Here is a 16,068-nt window from a genome sequence, read left to right as displayed (position 1 = left end):
GCGATCGGTGCTCGCCAAAGCGAATCGCGTCACGAGCGCCGATGACTACCGGTTCATCGTGCGCCGTGGCGCGAAGGTCGCCGGTGCCCACACCGTGAGCTACCTCCGCTCACGGGAGTCGGGCACCGACGCGCGCTTCGGCTTCATCGTCTCCAAGAAGGTCGGCTCGGCCGTCCGTCGCAACCTCGTCCGGCGCCGGCTGAAGGCCGCATGCCGTGAGCTCGTCGACGGCGGAGTCTCCGCGATCGACGTCGTCGTCCGCGCACTGCCGACGGCGGCCGGCGCCGACTTCGATTCCCTCAGGGCCGACGTGGTCTCGGCACTCGACGTGCACGAGCGTCGACGTTCCGGGTCGCGTGCGCGTCCCTCGTCGGCAGCGGATGCCGCCTCCCCCTCCCTCGCAGCGAAAGACGCGTGACGTGCGAGACCTCGCCTGGTTCGTCTGGCTCCTCCCCCGCAACGCGGGCGTCCTGCTCATCCGCGCCTATCGGGCGGTGGTGTCCCCGCTGTACGGCGACGTCTGCCGGTACTACCCGTCCTGCTCGGCCTACGGTCTCGGCGCGGTGCAGCACCGCGGCCTGGTGGTCGGCTCGGCGCTGACCGGCTGGCGGATCGTGCGCTGCAACCCGTGGTCGAGGGGCGGCGTCGACGACGTGCCCATGCCGCGGGTGCGGCGCTTCCACGTGACCCGGTTCGGCTTCGTGATCCCGCCCGGGTGGGCACGGTCGGCGGAGTCCTCCGAGCGTCGTGCCCGACGGGGTCGTCGCCGCGCCACCGGCCCGGCGATCGCCTGGCTGGGCGGCCACGTCCACGCCGACCACGAACACCGCGGACGTCCCGCCGACGGCGCCGCGCCCGCGGCATCCGCGACCGATCGCCCCGCGGACCCGGACCTCTCCCCCACCATGTCCCGAAAGGACTGACCCGCTCCAATGGACATCTTCAGCATCATCCTCTGGCCCATCAAATGGGTCATCGAGCTGATCCTCGTCGCGTTCCACTCGCTGTGGACGTTCGTGGGCCTGCCCTTCGAGGCCGGCATCACCTGGGTGCTCTCGATCGTCGGCCTGGTCATCGTGGTCCGCGCCGCGCTGATCCCGATCTTCGTGCGCCAGATCAAGAGCCAGCGCCGCATGCTCGAGGTCGCCCCGCAACTGAAGAAGATCCAGGACAAGTACAAGGGCAAGAAGGACCAGTTCTCGCGTGAGGCCATGTCGCGCGAGACCATGGACCTCTACAAGCGCACCGGCACGAACCCGCTCTCCTCCTGCCTCCCGCTCCTGCTGCAGATGCCGATCTTCTTCGGCCTCTTCTCGGTGCTCAACGACGCGTCGCGCAACCCCGAGCGGGGCGGCGTGGGTGCGATGACCCCGGAGCTCGCCGACTCGTTCGCCAGCTCGACCTTCCTCGGTGCGCCGCTGAGCTCCACCTTCATCGAGGCCATGAACGCGGGCGGCCCGTGGCAGGTCATGGTCGTGGCCGTCGTGATGATCATCCTGATGACCGCGTCGCAGTTCATCACCCAGCTGCAGATCGTCTCGAAGAACATGTCGCCCGAGACCAAGGCGAGCCCCATGTTCCGCCAGCAGCGCATCCTGCTGTACCTGCTCCCCCTCGTGTTCGCCGTCTCCGGCGTCGCCTTCCCCCTCGGCGTGATGTTCTACTGGCTCGTCTCGAACTTCTGGACCATGGGCCAGCAGTTCATCGTCATCCGCAACATGCCCACGCCCGGGAGCGAGGCCGCGAAGGCCCGTGAGGCGCGCCTCGCCAAGAAGGGCAAGCTCGTCGTCGAAGGGCCCGCGGATGGCGCATCCGAGGAGCCCGAGAAGAAGACCACGCAGCGTCAGCAGCCGGTGAGCAAGAACCGCGGCAAGAAGAAGAGGAAGTGACCCCGATGACCGACGTCAAGCCCGACTCGGCGAACCGAACCCTCGAGCAGATCGAGGAGGAGGGCGACATCGCGGCCGACTACATCGAGGAGCTGCTCGACATCAGCGACCTCGACGGCGACATCGACATCGACGCCCGCAACGGCCGCGCGTATGTCTCGGTGCACGCTTCCGAGGGCGCCAACCTCTCCCTGCTGTCCAAGCCGGACGTGGTCACCGCCCTGCAAGAGCTCACGCGGCTCGCCGTGCAGACCAAGACTGGCGCGTTCTCGCGCCTCATCCTCGACATCGGCGGTTCGCGCGATGCGCGACGCGATGAGCTCAACCGCCTGGTCGTCCGCGCGGCCGAGCGCCTCGAGGCCGGCGCTGCCGAGGCCGCACTGCCCCCGATGTCGTCGTACGAGCGCAAGCTGGTGCACGACCTGGTCGCCGAGCGCGGGCTGCACTCGGAGTCGCGCGGCGAAGGGGCCGAGCGCCACACCGTGATCACTCGCGTCGGCTGATTCGGCGCCCGTCCGTTTCACGTGGAACATGACTGAGCACTTCCCCCACTGGCGCGAGGCGCTGGAGACCGAGCCCGCCTCGGCGGCGACGGTGTTCGGCGACCAGCTTGCGACTGTTCGGCGTTTCACCGAGAACCTCGCCCTCCACGGCGAGGAGCTGGGCCTGATCGGTCCGCTGGAACTCCCGCGACTCTGGCGCCGCCATGTCGTCAACTCCGGGTTGGTCGCTCCGCTGCTCCGACCCGGTCGGGTCGGGGATGTCGGCTCCGGTGCGGGCCTGCCGGGCGTCGTCCTGGCGATCGCCCGTCCCGACGTGCACCTGACGCTGATCGAGCCAATGGAACGCCGCGTCGCGTGGTTGAACCGCCAGGTCGACGAGCTGGAGCTCGAGAACGTCGACGTGGTCCGAGCGCGCGCCGAGGAGGCCAAGCTGAATGGGCGCTTGGATCAGGTCACCGCGCGCGCGGTGAGCGCACTGCGCACGCTGATCCCGATCACGGCGCCCCTGCTCGCCCCGGGCGGTGAACTGATCCTGATGAAGGGCGCAGGCGTCGCGGGCGAGATCGGCGCCGCCGAGAAGGCGATCCGGAAGTTCCGCCTCCAGGACGTCGAGACCCTCGTTCTCGGCGAGGGCGTGGTCGACGAGGTGACCCGGGTGTTCCGGGCGCGCGTTCCGGGAGCGTAGGTCACGCTGCGCCGGCTTCCATCGGTGCCGACCGCATCCTCCGCGGGGATGCGAATGCCCAACTCCACCGATCACCGTGCGTCGGGGATCGCTCGCGTGCGGCGTTTCACGTGAAACACCGCGGTCCTGAGATACGGCCGCTCCCCCAGTGAAGCTCGGAGTCGATCCCCGCTGAGCTTTCCGGTCGCGATCGATCCGGCATCTGCCGCCGGCCGTATCGAGCGCGGGCATTGGGGACCCGCTCGCATGCGGCGTTTCACGTGAAACACCGTCGAGCCCGGTGCTGCTGGCGCCGGAAGGCGGAACCCGCCGCCGTTCTCTGTCGCCGACCTGCGTACCGCTCCCCGCCGTTCCGCCCTGGGGTCGCTCGATGCTGTACCGCGCTCAGCGGGCGAGGGCTCGGTCGACGGCCGGCGGACACCGCGGACCTCGATCGAGTCGGCTGCCGCGGGCGTCGGTCGGTCAGGGTGCGCTCGTCTTGCCGCGCCTCCCGCCGCACCGGCCTCGGTCGTCTCGCTGCTCTCCCCCCGATCGTCGGCGGACGCCGACCCGAGCCGTCCACATGTGGACGGATCAGCCCATGCGCGTGGAGCGTCGCGGGCGCCTCGGCGACCCGACGCCGCGTCGCCGCCGGATCCTCCTCGAGCGCGGCCAGACCCGCGGCCACCAACGACTCGCCGTCGCGGCCCAGCGCAGCGGATCGTGCGATGGCGGCCATCAGGGCCCTCATGCTGACGCGGAAGGTGAGCGCGTGCGACGAGTGGAACCCGCAGGTGTGCTGCCGGCAAGGTGCGGCGCGGACACCCCCCGGCTGCGTCGCTGAGTCCATGACACGGTCCGTGGCGCCGCGAATGCCCGTGCTGCGGTCGCCGCCGCAGTTTCAGTGACGTGCCGGGCCCTGCGCCGCCACGTTTCACGTGAAACGGACGAGATCGACCGCGAGGTGGCGAGGTGCCGTCGGGTGGCTGAGTGGCTCCGGCCGGCGCGTGTTGACCTGCGCCCGGCCGCCCCGCGGACTCCGTGGATGGAGTCGCCGGCGACCGCGAGCAGCGGTCACGGATCGATCTGCAGCGCGGCTGCAGGTTCCGATGGATGGCCGAGGGAACGCGGGCGGTTACAGGATCGGTGGAGTGTCCATCACGCCCTGGGGTGTATCGAACCAGCATGGCGCGATGCGCGAGAGCCGGCCGAGGGTGTCCCTTTGGGTGCGGCCGGGCGCGAAGCGGTGGGGCGCCGCTCGGGTCGGGACGCCTCTCCACGCCACCGACGGCGTTGCCCCCCGGTTCAGGGCATGCGGTTTCCGCCGGGGCCGGATCATCGCGGTACCGTGCCGATGGGAGAACTCGGAAACCCGGCAGAGTATTGCCGACGCGAGCCCGACACCGCGCGGCCGACGGGGTGGTCTGAACCGATGCCCACAGAGTGGCGAGGCCGCTCACAGCTCGTTGGGCTGCTCACGTAGGGGAACGCAGTACCCGAACCGCGGACGATCTGCGCCCGTCCCGCTGTCCGTCCGATGTGAGCTCCTCGCCGTGCAGCAGGCTGCGTTCGTCGTCCCCGACTACCGGTCCGCGCAGCCCGGTGAGCACGCGCGAGATTCCGACCAAAATCTTGAACCAGGAGCGAGCAGTCGACGATTGCGTGCCCCGTTGTCCGCTCGAACGCGCGGGATCCGATCGGTCCGTCCGATGGGCTTCACCGACGGAGCGGCAGCCTGCGTGTCGCCGAGCACCAGCGCCGGGACCGCCCGCTGCCGGCGACGGCAGCTCCCTGAACCATCGGGCGGACCGTTGGAAGGCGCTCGCCAAGTTCCGGCATGCTCGAGGTTACGCCGACGGCTCGGAGCCCTGCGCCGCGTCGCTCCGGCGGCGAGCCGGATCGGTCCCCTGATCCCGCACTCATGGTCTCGCTCCCGCGGTCGAGTCGGATCGGAGCGAGGAATACGGAGCGTTTCACGTGAAACGGACCCTCGAGCACCGCCTCCCGGCTGGGTGCGTCCTGCAGTTCAGCCGAACTCCGAAGCGCGCCGTACGAGGCTTCCGGGCGGGGTCCGACCCGGCGGTTAGGCTAGTCGGAGATCGCCGCGGGACGGAGTGGCAGCGAACTCGAACGGGTGGGAGCAGGCATGGCGAATGGCGGGGGGCGCGGCTGGTTCCGCCGGAGGAATCCGCGTCCCGATCCGACGCCCGCCCCGACGCCCGAGCCCGAGCTGACCCGGATCGAGGCGTACGACGCGGGTCGCGGTGCGGCCGGCGAGACGAACTTCGTGCCCACCGCGTACGTCGACCGGGACCGCGCTCGACGAGAGTTCGATGAGTTGCTCGACCCGAACCGCGCCCCTCGACCGTCGACGAGCCAGGCGGATCGCGCGCTGACGGGCGAACCGCCACGACCTGCACCGGAACGACCCACCGAAGCCACGCAGACACGGGACGCCGACCGTGGCGCGACCACAGCGGCGCGCGAGCCCTTCGACCGAGGTCCGGAGGTCGCGACCGCATCCCGCCCTGCTCCCGTCGCGCCGGTGACCGCCGAGCGGACTGATCCGCGGGTGCCTCCTCCGGAGCCCGATCGGCGAGCTGAGGCGACCAGGCCCGCCCGGTACGACTGGGATGCCGCGACGGCCGCGGCGCTCTCCGATGACGGCGGATCGAGCGAACCCGCGACGACCTCGCCACTCCCGCGGAGCGAGCCCGACCGGCTGCTCGAGGAGATCATCCGCGAGATCGTGGGCGACGCCACGGCGGAGACCGTTTCGAGCCTGCAGCCGCCCCGCGCAGAGCCGGCGAACCCTTCCCCGCCTGTGGCCGAGGCCGCCCCGTCGTCCTCGACGGTCGTCGGCGCGTCCGCGATCGAACCGGGCGGAGTGCATGCAGTGGACGAGGCCATCCAGGACGGGCACGCCTCCCCTGCGGTCGCCCCGCCCACGCCGGACCTGACGGCCGAGCCTGGCGCGCGTACCCCTGACGTTGCGCATGCCCAGGCCGAACCGGAGCATGGAACCGGCGCGTCCACGGGCGACTCGTCAGTGGAGTACCCTTCCGAGGGCGCGGTCGCACCGATTCCCGAGACGCCCGTGCGACACCACGATGCGTCCCCGACCGGCGAGGTCGGGGTCGTCGACTCGCCTTCCGCGCCCCTCGATCGTGAGCCCGGCGTCGCGGAACGCGGTGATGTTTCACGTGAAACACCTGAACAAGACGGAGGAACTCCCCTGGCTGACCAGATTGCCGACGAGACCCGGCGGCGTATCGCGCTCGAGCAGACCGTCCTCCCGCTTCCGCCCGCCACGCGAGTCTTCACGATCTCGAACCAGAAGGGCGGGGTCGGGAAGACCACGTCGGCGGTCAATCTCGCGGCGGCACTGGCTCGCGCCGGGGCGCATGTCCTCGTGATCGACCTCGACCCCCAGGGCAACGCGTCCACCGCACTCGGGGTCGACCACCGTTCGGAGCGGCAGAGCGTCTACGAGGTCCTCGTCTCGGATCTGCCACTCGCCGAGGTGATCCAGTCGTCGACCGAGCACGAGCGACTGGACTGCGTGCCGGCGACCATCCATCTCGCCGGCGCCGAGATCGAACTGGTCTCGCTGGTCGCCCGTGAGCAGCGACTGCGCCGTGCCCTCGATGCACACCTCGCATCCATGGACCGGCCGTACGACTACGTCTTCATCGACTGCCCGCCGTCCCTCGGGCTGTTGACCATCAACGCGTTCGTCGCGGCACGCGAGGTCCTGATCCCCATCCAGTGCGAGTACTACGCACTCGAGGGGCTCTCGCAGCTGCTCAGCAACATCGAGCTCATCGAGAAGCACCTGAACCCCGAACTCAGGCTGACCACGATCCTGCTGACGATGTACGATTCCCGCACCAACCTCGCGCAGCAGGTCGCCCAGGAGGTGCGCGATCACTTCCCCAACCAGACGCTCGACACGATCATCCCCCGCTCGGTTCGGGTGTCGGAGGCCCCGAGCTACGGTCAGAGCGTGATCAGCTACGACTTCGCCTCCAGCGGCTCGCTGTCGTATCGCGAGGCCGCCGCTGAGATCGCGCGGCGCGGTGCGTCGGAACCCAAGGAGATCAACTGATGGCAACCAAGCGGACCGGTCTCGGACGAGGCATCGGCGCGCTGATCCCGACCACCGAGGACGCCCCGCGCATCAATCGCCCGGTCGACGTCTTCTTCCCCGACAGCGAGGCGCCGAAGCCCGCCGTGTCGGCGGTCGAGGATGCCGCGGACGCGAACCTCGTCACCGTGCCCGGGGCACACCTCGCCCGGCTGAACCCCGACGACATCCTGCCGAACGCGCAGCAGCCGCGCACGGTCTTCGACCCCGAGGACCTCGCCGAACTCGTGCACAGCATCACCGAGTTCGGCGTGCTGCAGCCGATCGTCGTCCGGCCGCATCCCGACGAACCCGGGAAGTACGAGCTCGTCATGGGCGAGCGCCGGCTCCGGGCGACGAAGGCCGCCGGACTGGCCACGATCCCCGCGGTCATCAAGGACACCGCCAACGAGGCGATGCTCCGCGACGCGCTCCTGGAGAATCTGCACCGCTCGCAGCTCAACCCGCTCGAGGAAGCCAGCGCGTACCAGCAGCTCCTGTCCGACTTCGGGATCACCCAGGAGGAGCTCGCGACCCGGATCGGTCGGTCGCGGCCGCAGATCTCCAACACGCTGCGGCTGCTCAAGCTCCCCGAAGCAGTGCAGCTCCGCGTCGCCGCGGGGGTTCTGAGCGCGGGGCATGCCAGGGCGATCCTCGCGGCGGGCGATCCCGAGGCCATGCAGAAGCTGGCCGACAAGATCGTCAACGAGGACCTCTCGGTCCGCGCGGCCGAGGCGATCGTCGCGCAGGCGCCGAAGCCGGCTCGTGCGAAGCCGGCCGCCGGCAAGCGGCAGGAGTTCCTCGACGACCTGTCGGGGCGTCTGGGCGACCGGCTCGACACCCGGGTGAAGATCACGCTCGGCGCTCGAAAAGGGCAGATCAGCATTGATTTCGCCACGGTCCAGGACCTCCGCCGGATCCTGACCGAGATGGGCGCGGACCTCGAGGGAATGTAGGCAGCGGCGTTTCGCGGACCGGACCGCCACTCCACCGCTACTCGGCGCCGCGCGCGGCCGCACTCCTGACGAGCTCGTCGTAGAGGGACGCCGCGTCCGTGTCGGATGCCTCGATCGCGAGGGGCAGCAACGACGTCTCGGTCAGGCCTGGCAGCACGTTCGCCTCCAGGAACCAGGGCGTGCCGTGCTCGTCGACGATGAGGTCGACACGCGAGAGATCGCGCAGCCCGAGCGTGCGATGCGCGAGGAGCGCGGCATCCGTCGCTGCCTGCACGGTCGGCTCGTCGAGGCGGCAGGGAGCGAAGAACGTGGTCTCCCCCGCGTTGTACCGTTCCTGGAACGAGTAGACCCCGGTCGTCGGGACGATCTCGACCGCGGTGAGCGCTCGCGGGTCGGCTTCGGGTCCGACGATGCCGATCGCGATCTCGGTGCCGACGATGCGCTGCTCCACCACGGCGACCTCGGCGTAGGTGAACGCCTCGACCATGGCGCGCGGCAGCTCGGACGGGTCTTCGACGATCGAGACGCCCTGCGCCGATCCGCCCGACTCGGGCTTGACGACGAGGTCACCCTGCATCGCCGACCGCACCACGCGGAGGACGCTCGATGCGCCGAGCTCGCGGAAGGCCTCGTGCGACAGCACGATCGAGCGCGGCACCGACAACCCCGCCTGCGCCACGAGCGAGCTCGCCACGGGCTTCGACCAGGCCCGGCGCGCCGCGGCGCCGGTCGAGCCGACCGTCGGCACGCCGAGCGCGGCGAGCAGCTCGAGCAGCGAGCCGTCCTCGCCGCTCGCACCGTGCAGCGCCGGGAAGACCGCGTCGGGGCGGTGCTCGGTCAGGTACGGGAGCAGCCCCGCATCCGGATCGCGCAACTCGACCCGATGGCCCGCCTGCGTCAGCGCATCGGCGACCCGGCGGCCCGAACGGAGGGAGACGTCGCGCTCGTGCGAGATGCCGCCGGCGAGGACGATGACATCGAGACTAGTCGAATCGCTCATGATCAGGGATTTCTCCACTACTTCAGGTCGGTGGGAGGGGCCGGCTCGATGCCGGGGCGTTCGGGCAGCTGCAGTGGTCCGGTGCCCGCGAACGTGTCGAGCAGGTCGAGCTCCCCGTTGACCACGGTCGCCAGGCGCCGGATGCCCAGGCGGATGGCCTCCGGGGTCGGGTAGCAGAACGAGAGGCGGATGGCGTGGCGACCGCGGCCGTCGGCGAAGAAGGCCGTGCCCGGCGTGTACGCGACGAGCTCGCGGACGGCGCGCGGGAGCATCTGCTTCGAGTCGAGGACGTCGGGCAGCGTGACCCAGACGTAGAACCCGCCGTTCGGGTTCGTCCACGACAACTGGGGAAGGTACTCCTGGAGCGCGCCGATCATGGCGTCCTTGCGTTCGCGGTAGACACCGCGGAACGCGTCGATCTGCCCGCGCCAGTCGGCCTGCGAGAGGTACTCGGACACCACCAACTGGCTGAACGACGACGGCGAGAGGATGGCCGACTCGGCCGCCAGGATGAGCTTCTCGCGGATGGCGTGCGGCGCGAGCGCCCACCCGACGCGGAAGCCCGGGGCGAGCGTCTTGGAGAACGAGCCCAGGTACACGACGCCCTCGGGGTCCATGGACCGCAGCGCATCGGGCGCCGGCTCGTCGAAGTGCAGGAGGCCATACGGGTTGTCCTCGAGCACGAGGATCTCGTTGGATCGGCAGATCTCGAGGATCTCGGGCCGTCGGCCGGCCGATAAGGTGACGCCGGCCGGATTGTGGAAGTTGGGGATCGTGTAGAGGAACTTGATCCGTCGACCCTGGCCGCGGAGGTGGGCGATGGTCTGCCGGAGCGCCTCGGGGATCAGCCCGTCCTCGTCCATCGCCACGTGCACCACCGACGCCTGGTACGAGCGGAAGACGCCCATGGCGCCGACGTACGACGGCGCTTCGGCCAGCACCACGTCGCCGGGATCGAGGAAGAGCTTCGCGACGAAGTCGAGCGCCTGCTGAGACCCGGTCGAGGTGACGACGTTGTCGACGGAGGCGCGGATCCCCTCGAGCGACATCACCTCGCGGATGTGCTCCCGGAGCCGCGGGATCCCCTGGCCGGAACCGTACTGGAGTGCCACGGGCCCCTGCTCGCGCATGACCCGCTCGAACGCCGAGGTGATCAGCTCCTGCGGCAGGGCGGACACGTACGGCATGCCGCCGGCGAGTGAGACCACCTCGGGCCGGGATGCCACGGCGAACAGCGCCCGGACCTCGGAGGCGGCGAATCCGGCGGCTCGTTCGGCGTAGTTCGCGTACCAGGGGTCGAGGTTGTTGCCGGCCCGCTGGGGCACTCCGTCAGGGGTCACTGCTGGTTCCGTTCTGCTCAGGGTTCCCATGCTAGCCAGCCGGTCGAGCCGACCCCGAAGCGGATGGCGCTCCGTGACACCGGAGCGGCAGTCATGCCGATGACGGCATCCGATGTCGAGCGGCGCGGCGCGGACGGCGAAGGCCCGCCCCGGCGGACCGGGACGGGCCTCGAGGCGCGAGCGCGCTCAGCCGATGAACTGCGCGAGGTCGGCCTCGAGCATGGGCTTCGGCTTGGCGCCGATGACCGTGTGCACGACCTCGCCGCCCTTGAAGACCTTCATCGCGGGGATGGCGGTGATCTGGTACTTCATCGCGAGGTCGGGGTTCTCGTCGACATTCAGCTTCACGATGTCGAGCTTGTCGGCGTGCTCGCTCGCGATCTGGTCGAGGATGGGGCTGACGGCGCGGCACGGGCCGCACCACTCCGCCCAGAAGTCCACGAGCACGGCGCGCTCGTTCTGCAGCACCTCCTGGTCGAAGGTGGCCTGGGTCACTGCGCGAGCAGTCATGTGTGTGTCTCCTTCTCGAGCGGCGCATGGCGCCTGGGATGCGGCATCCGAGCGGATGCCGCGACGGGAATACTCAGTCGACGCGAGCGAGATCCGCGGCGACCGCCTGGTCGACCTCGACGGCCTCGGCCTCGGCGGCCTCCGGCTGCTCGCCGGTGTCCTCGAGCGCGGCGAGGTAGTGCTCGGCGTCGAGCGCGGCGACGGTGCCCGATCCCGCGGCCGTCACGGCCTGGCGGTAGGTCGGGTCGATGACGTCGCCGGCCGCGAAGACACCGGGCACGGACGTCCGGGACGAGCGGCCCTGCACCGCGATCGTGCCCTCGGGCGTCAGGTCGAGCTTGCCGTGCACGAGGTGCGTGCGCGGGTCGTTGCCGATCGCGACGAAGAGCCCGTCGAGGTCGAGCGCGCGCTCCTGGCCGGTCACGGTGTCGCGCAGCGTGACGCCGCTGACCTGGGTGTCGCCCAGGATGGCGGCCACCTCGGCGTTCCAGATGAACTCGATCTTCGGGTTGTCGAACGCGCGCTGCTGCATGATCTTGGACGCCTTGAGCTCGTCGCGCCGGTGGATCACGTACACCTTGTCGGCGAACCGGGTGAGGAACGTCGCCTCCTCCATCGCCGAGTCGCCGCCTCCGACGACCGCGATCGTCTTCTCGCGGAAGAAGAACCCGTCGCACGTGGCGCACCACGACAGGCCGTATCCCGACAGGCGCTCCTCCTCGGGCAGTCCGAGCTTGCGGTAGGCCGAACCGGTGGCGAACACGATCGCCTTCGCCTCGTGCTCGGATCCGCCGCCGAGCTTCACGCGCTTGACCGGACCCTCGACGTCGAGCTCGACCACGTCGTCGTAGACGACTTCGGTGCCGAAGCGCTCGGCCTGGGCCTGCATCTTGCCCATCAGGTCGGGGCCCATAATGCCCTCGGGGAAGCCGGGGAAGTTCTCGACCTCGGTCGTGTTCATCAGCTCGCCGCCGATCTCGACCGAACTGGCGATGAGCAGGGGCTTCAACTCGGCGCGGGCCGCATAGACGGCCGCGGTGAACCCGGCCGGTCCCGATCCGATGATGATGATGTCGCGCAAACCCGCTCCTGTCGTCCTGCGATGGTCCGCGGCATCCTATCCAGCGGATGCCACGACAAGGTGAACACAGTCTAGGCGGCCGCTATTCCGCCCAGCGGCGCGGCTCGCAGGGTGCTCTCAGGGTGCTCAGCGACGCCGGAGGCGGGCGATGACGGGCGTCGCGAACCCGCGGAGTTCCGGCGACCGCAGGAGCCAGAGGATGCCTCCGTACAGGACGGACATGACCGCCCCGACGAGCGCCATCACCAGCACGGCGCTCCAGCGGTCGGCGATCGCGAACCCGCCCGCTTCGAACCCGCCGAGCACGGATACCAGGGCCACGCCGGCGAGGATCGGCACGATGACCGCGACGACGTCGCGGGCGAGGCTCTTCACGACCCGGGTGCCGTCGAGCCGGCCGAGCTTCGGACGCAGGAGGGCCACGGCGAGCCCGAGCTGGATGATCCCGGCGACGGTGGTCGACAGCGCGACGCCCACGGCGATCCATTCGGGCGGCAGCAGCAGGCAGGTGAGCGCGGCGGCCGTGAAGACGACGACCTGCACGAGCGTGAAGACGAACGGCGTGCGCGTGTCGCCGAGCGCGTAGAAGGTCCGCTGCACGACGAACAGCACGCTGAAGGCCACGAGCCCGATGGCGAAGGCGATGATCACGTTGCCGAGCGCCGCGGCGTTGGCGAAGTTGCCGGGCTGGAAGACCGCCGCGAACGGGTAGGCGACGACGACCAGCACGGCCGATGCCAGCGTGAGGATGAGCATGACCGCCCGGACGGCGCCCGAGAGGTCGTCGCGCACGCGGCCGAGCTCGCCGTCTCTCGCGTGCTCGCTCATGCGGGTGAAGTACGCCGTCGCGATGGAGACCGTGATGACCGAGTGCGGGAGCATGAAGATCAGCCACGCGTTCTCGATCGCCGCCACGGACGCGCCCTGCGCGGAGGCCGTGGCGACGACGCGCGTCTGCACGATCCCGGCGAAGGTGGTGAGCAGGAGCATGCCGAACGTCCAGGCCGCCATCCGGCCGGCGGATCCCAGCCCGACCCCTCGCCACCGGAAGTCGGGACGGTACCGCAGGCCGATGCGTCGCCAGAACCAGAACAGCACCAGGGCCTGGGCCGCGATGCCGAGGGTCGCGGAGCCGGCGAGCAGGGCGATCATGCCGGGCGTCCAGTCCGACGCGTCGCGGGTGCCGTCGGGATCGAAGCCGAAGAGCAGCCCGAAGGCCACGAGGCCGGCCAGCGCGACGAGGTTGTTCAGCACGGGCACCCAGGTGAACGGACCGAAGCTGCGCCGCGCGTTGAGCACCTCGCCGAGCAGCGTGTAGAGGCCGTAGAAGAAGATCTGCGGCAGGCACCAGAACGCGAAGGCGGTGGCGAGGGCGAGGGTGTCCGGGGGGAAGCTGCCGCCGTAGAGCCAGGCGAGGACGGGGGCGAGTGCCGTCGCCGCCACCGTTGCCGCGCCGACCACCACGAGGGCCAGCGTCACCAGCTTGTTGATGTACGCGCTGCCGCCGTCGGCGTGGGCGCTCGCGCGCACGATCTGCGGGACCAGCACCGCGCTCAGGACTCCGCCGGCCACGATCACGTAGATCGTGTTCGGCAGTCCGTTGGCGACGGCGAACGCGTCGGCGCTGGCCGACCCGACCACGCCGATGGTCGCGGCGAGCACGATCGCCTTGAGGAACCCGAGCAGGCGCGACACGATCGTGCCGGACGCCAGGAAGAGACTCGCTCGGGCGATCCGGTCTTCAGCCATTCGGTCGTTCCTCCGGAGTCTCGGGGTGCTCACCGGGCGCGGCGGGCGGCTCGACGCGCGATGCGGCGGCCTCGTCGTCGGTGGTCGCGGGCGTGGCATCCGCGGCCGACTCGGCCCGGGCCGTGCGCCGCCGGCGCACGCTGCGGAGGACGCCGATCGCGAAGACCGCGACCGCGATCGCGGCGAGCACGGCCGCTCCCACGCCCTCCCAGTCGGCCTGCACGTTCGCCGGCACCGTGACGGCGTCGCCGACGGGCGTGCCGTCGGGCGAGGCCAGCGACACCTCGAGCGCGACCTCGCCGCTGCCGACGCCGGCGGCGACCGGAACGCTGACGGTGCTGCGGGTCTCGGCCTCCACGACGACGTCGACGGAGTCCTCGACGATGAGCCGGCCGTTCGAGGGCGCGACGCTCACGATCACCTCGACCGGGTAGGGCAGCGCGTTCAGGATCGTGATGGGGATGCCGGTCTCGCTGGCGACGACGAGCACCGTGCTGCTCGGCACGATCGAGACGGCATCGGTGATCGCCCGCTGCTCGACCAGCCAGCCCCCGACCGCCCCGGTCCAGTCGACGTCCATGCCGATCCAGCCCGTCGCGAGCAGCGCGAGCAGGTCCCGACGGGTGGGCGCGGTCAGGACCGAGGGGTCGGCGAGCACGTCGGAGAACTCGTCGACCGATCGCTCGGCGGCCAGCATGCGCCGGACGTTGTCGAGACGCTGCTGCGGCTCCGGAAGCGGGACCAGCGTGCGCGCGGTCGGAGGCGCGCCGACCGCGTCGACGAGCGTCGCCGGCTGCGACCACGGCGTGCTCGAGAGGGCGGCGATGGTGGCGGCCACCCGGTCGGCGTCCCCGCCGCCCGACCGGGCGAACGTCACGAGGAGCGTGCTCGGACCGTCGGCCGAGGCGAGCGCGAGTTCGGCCACGCCGCGGGAGAGGGCGGCGCGCCACTCGGTGTCGGATGCCGCACCGGCCGCGGCGCGGAGCGCGGGGGTCACTCGGTCGTCGGCGACGACCGCCGCACGACCGTCGACCGTGGCGGCCGCGCCCGCGGTTCCGGCGACCGGCTCGACGTTGCCCGGGGCGAGGATGGCGGTGGTGAGGCCCCCCGCGGCGAACATGTCGAGGTCGCCCGACGCGACCGTCTCGTCGGCCGGCCAGGCGATGTCGGTCCGCGTGAAGGCCCAGTCGAGCAGGGCCTCGGCGTCGGGCGCCTCGCCGGGCGGCGCGGTCGACGTGCCGTCGTCCGCCGCGTCGTCGGCGAAGTCGGCCGGGTCGACCACGTCGTCGAATCCCAGCGGTTCGAGGGGCTCCTCGAGCCCGGCCTGCGCCTGCGCGGCCAGGTCGGCATCGGCGTAGGCGAGCGGGAACACCTCGTTCGGCATCCGCTCGAGCTCGGCGAGCCATTCGACCGCCGACTGCGGGGCCGAGGAGCCGAGGGCCCGGATCGAGGCCGGGATCCGGGGGTCGAGGGCCACGGCGACGTCGGCCCCGTCGACGGCGTCGAGCTGGCGGCTCAGGGCACCGGCGGGCGCCGTCCAGTCCGCGAGCCGGTCGGCGGGGATCAGCCCCGCCTCGATGGGCGGCGTGGTGAGCGGGTACGCGAGGGAGAGCCCCACCCGCTCGGGTGCGGCGACGCGTGAGTTGGCGATCACCGTGGTGGCATCCGCCACGGCCTGCCCGTCGACCTGGAGCGAGGCCCCGACGCCCACGACGGGCCAGGACGCGTCGGTCGCATCGGCGGGGACCGAGAAGGTCAGGGTCGTGGCCGCGCCCGCCGCGAGCGAGGCGGTCGCGCGCTCGGCGACGGGGCTCGACGCGGGCCGGGCATCGGGCGCGGCGCCCGACCAGTCGTCGACGTCGTCGGCCTCCAGGAGCTCCCCGCCCACCTCGAGGCTGATGGTGCCGGCGTCGATCGCGGCATCCGTGCGGTTCACGATCTCGACCACCACGTCGAACGCGCCGCCCGCCGAGACCGACGCGGCGCCCGCGGGGGCGACGCTGAGGCGGACGCCCTCGCCCGCCTCCTCTTCCGCCGCGGCCGCGGCCGGCGCTCCGAGGCCGGCGGAACCGATCGGGGCCAGCGCTCCGCCGAGCGCGACGAGGGCGCACGCGGCGGTGGCGGCGGTGTGGGCGAGGAGTCGGCGGAGGCGTCGAGGGGGAGTCGACTCGGCCGGCATGGCAGCGATTCTACGGCGTGCGATCTGCCGGACCGCAGGGTGTGGATGGCGCGGTGGGCGCGCCGCCGCCC

At 71.1% G+C, this 16,068-nt stretch carries 12 protein-coding genes and 1 pseudogene; 7 read left to right on the top strand and 6 right to left on the bottom strand.

Going from position 1 to position 16,068, the window contains the following annotated elements; translation table 11 throughout:
* Positions 1-7 precede the first annotated feature (7 nt).
* The 7 genes and pseudogenes from rnpA to ACUY4T_RS05670 all read left to right on the top strand — a co-directional run bounded on the left by rnpA (position 8) and on the right by ACUY4T_RS05670 (position 8,138).
* Entirely contained in the window at positions 8-418 is a 411-nt protein-coding gene (gene rnpA / locus ACUY4T_RS05700) for a ribonuclease P protein component (protein ID WP_446017942.1), read from the top strand.
* Positions 381-713: pseudogene (gene yidD, locus ACUY4T_RS05695) on the top strand (membrane protein insertion efficiency factor YidD); the annotation flags it as partial. The gene rnpA and the pseudogene yidD, both read left to right, overlap by 38 nt.
* 219 nt (positions 714-932) lie before the next feature.
* The gene (yidC, locus tag ACUY4T_RS05690) at positions 933-1,889 is read left to right on the top strand and encodes a membrane protein insertase YidC (RefSeq protein ID WP_446017941.1); all 957 of its coding nucleotides are present in this window, start codon (positions 933-935) and stop codon (positions 1,887-1,889) included.
* A 5-nt stretch (positions 1,890-1,894) separates the two neighbouring features.
* Positions 1,895-2,392: a Jag family protein gene (locus ACUY4T_RS05685; RefSeq protein ID WP_446018135.1), complete on the top strand. Its 498-nt coding sequence runs from the start codon at positions 1,895-1,897 to the stop codon at positions 2,390-2,392.
* 28 nt (positions 2,393-2,420) lie between these two features.
* Positions 2,421-3,077 (top strand): 16S rRNA (guanine(527)-N(7))-methyltransferase RsmG, encoded by a 657-nt coding sequence (gene rsmG / locus ACUY4T_RS05680; RefSeq protein WP_446017940.1) that lies wholly within the window; start codon positions 2,421-2,423, stop codon positions 3,075-3,077.
* A gap of 3,214 nt (positions 3,078-6,291) precedes the next feature.
* The gene (locus tag ACUY4T_RS05675; protein ID WP_446018134.1) at positions 6,292-7,164 is read left to right on the top strand and encodes a ParA family protein; all 873 of its coding nucleotides are present in this window, start codon (positions 6,292-6,294) and stop codon (positions 7,162-7,164) included.
* A complete protein-coding gene (locus tag ACUY4T_RS05670; protein WP_446017939.1) occupies positions 7,164-8,138 on the top strand; it encodes a ParB/RepB/Spo0J family partition protein in 975 nt (324 codons plus the stop codon). Before ACUY4T_RS05675 ends, ACUY4T_RS05670 begins: the two co-directional genes overlap by 1 nt.
* 37 nt (positions 8,139-8,175) lie before the next feature.
* On the opposite strand, the gene ACUY4T_RS05665 is transcribed toward ACUY4T_RS05670, so the two are convergent.
* The 6 genes from ACUY4T_RS05665 to ACUY4T_RS05640 form a co-directional block, all read right to left on the bottom strand.
* Positions 8,176-9,138 (bottom strand): D-alanine--D-alanine ligase family protein, encoded by a 963-nt coding sequence (locus ACUY4T_RS05665; protein ID WP_446017938.1) that lies wholly within the window; start codon positions 9,136-9,138, stop codon positions 8,176-8,178.
* 17 nt (positions 9,139-9,155) lie between these two features.
* Positions 9,156-10,478 (bottom strand): aminotransferase-like domain-containing protein, encoded by a 1,323-nt coding sequence (locus ACUY4T_RS05660; protein ID WP_446017937.1) that lies wholly within the window; start codon positions 10,476-10,478, stop codon positions 9,156-9,158.
* 186 nt (positions 10,479-10,664) lie between these two features.
* A complete protein-coding gene (trxA, locus tag ACUY4T_RS05655; protein ID WP_446017936.1) occupies positions 10,665-10,988 on the bottom strand; it encodes a thioredoxin in 324 nt (107 codons plus the stop codon).
* Positions 10,989-11,061: 73 nt separating this feature from the next.
* Complete coding sequence (gene trxB / locus ACUY4T_RS05650; RefSeq protein WP_446017935.1) at positions 11,062-12,069, bottom strand: thioredoxin-disulfide reductase; 1,008 nt, start codon at positions 12,067-12,069, stop codon at positions 11,062-11,064.
* A 126-nt stretch (positions 12,070-12,195) separates the two neighbouring features.
* Positions 12,196-13,818, bottom strand: a complete 1,623-nt coding sequence (gene murJ, locus ACUY4T_RS05645) for a murein biosynthesis integral membrane protein MurJ (protein ID WP_446017934.1) — start codon at positions 13,816-13,818, stop codon at positions 12,196-12,198.
* Positions 13,811-15,997 carry a DUF6049 family protein gene (locus ACUY4T_RS05640; RefSeq protein WP_446017933.1) on the bottom strand — a complete coding sequence of 729 codons (2,187 nt, stop codon included), beginning with the start codon at positions 15,995-15,997 and terminating at the stop codon, positions 13,811-13,813. Before ACUY4T_RS05640 ends, murJ begins: the two co-directional genes overlap by 8 nt.
* Between the last annotated feature and the right edge of the window lie 71 nt (positions 15,998-16,068).

It is taken from the genome of Agromyces arachidis (genome assembly GCF_052805135.1).
Note: the sequence above shows the minus strand (reverse complement) of the source record. Positions and strands in the feature narration are given on the sequence as shown.

Bases quoted from the DNA above. Each gene is read 5' to 3' on its own strand.
- ACUY4T_RS05685 (WP_446018135.1), top strand. From the start codon at position 1,895: ATGACCGACGTCAAGCCCGACTCGGCGAACCGAACCCTCGAGCAGATC.
- ACUY4T_RS05665 (WP_446017938.1), bottom strand. From the start codon at position 9,138: ATGAGCGATTCGACTAGTCTCGATGTCATCGTCCTCGCCGGCGGCATC.
- trxA (WP_446017936.1), bottom strand. From the start codon at position 10,988: ATGACTGCTCGCGCAGTGACCCAGGCCACCTTCGACCAGGAGGTGCTG.
- yidC (WP_446017941.1), top strand. From the start codon at position 933: ATGGACATCTTCAGCATCATCCTCTGGCCCATCAAATGGGTCATCGAG.
- ACUY4T_RS05670 (WP_446017939.1), top strand. From the start codon at position 7,164: ATGGCAACCAAGCGGACCGGTCTCGGACGAGGCATCGGCGCGCTGATC.
- rsmG (WP_446017940.1), top strand. From the start codon at position 2,421: ATGACTGAGCACTTCCCCCACTGGCGCGAGGCGCTGGAGACCGAGCCC.
- ACUY4T_RS05640 (WP_446017933.1), bottom strand. From the start codon at position 15,997: ATGCCGGCCGAGTCGACTCCCCCTCGACGCCTCCGCCGACTCCTCGCC.
- murJ (WP_446017934.1), bottom strand. From the start codon at position 13,818: ATGGCTGAAGACCGGATCGCCCGAGCGAGTCTCTTCCTGGCGTCCGGC.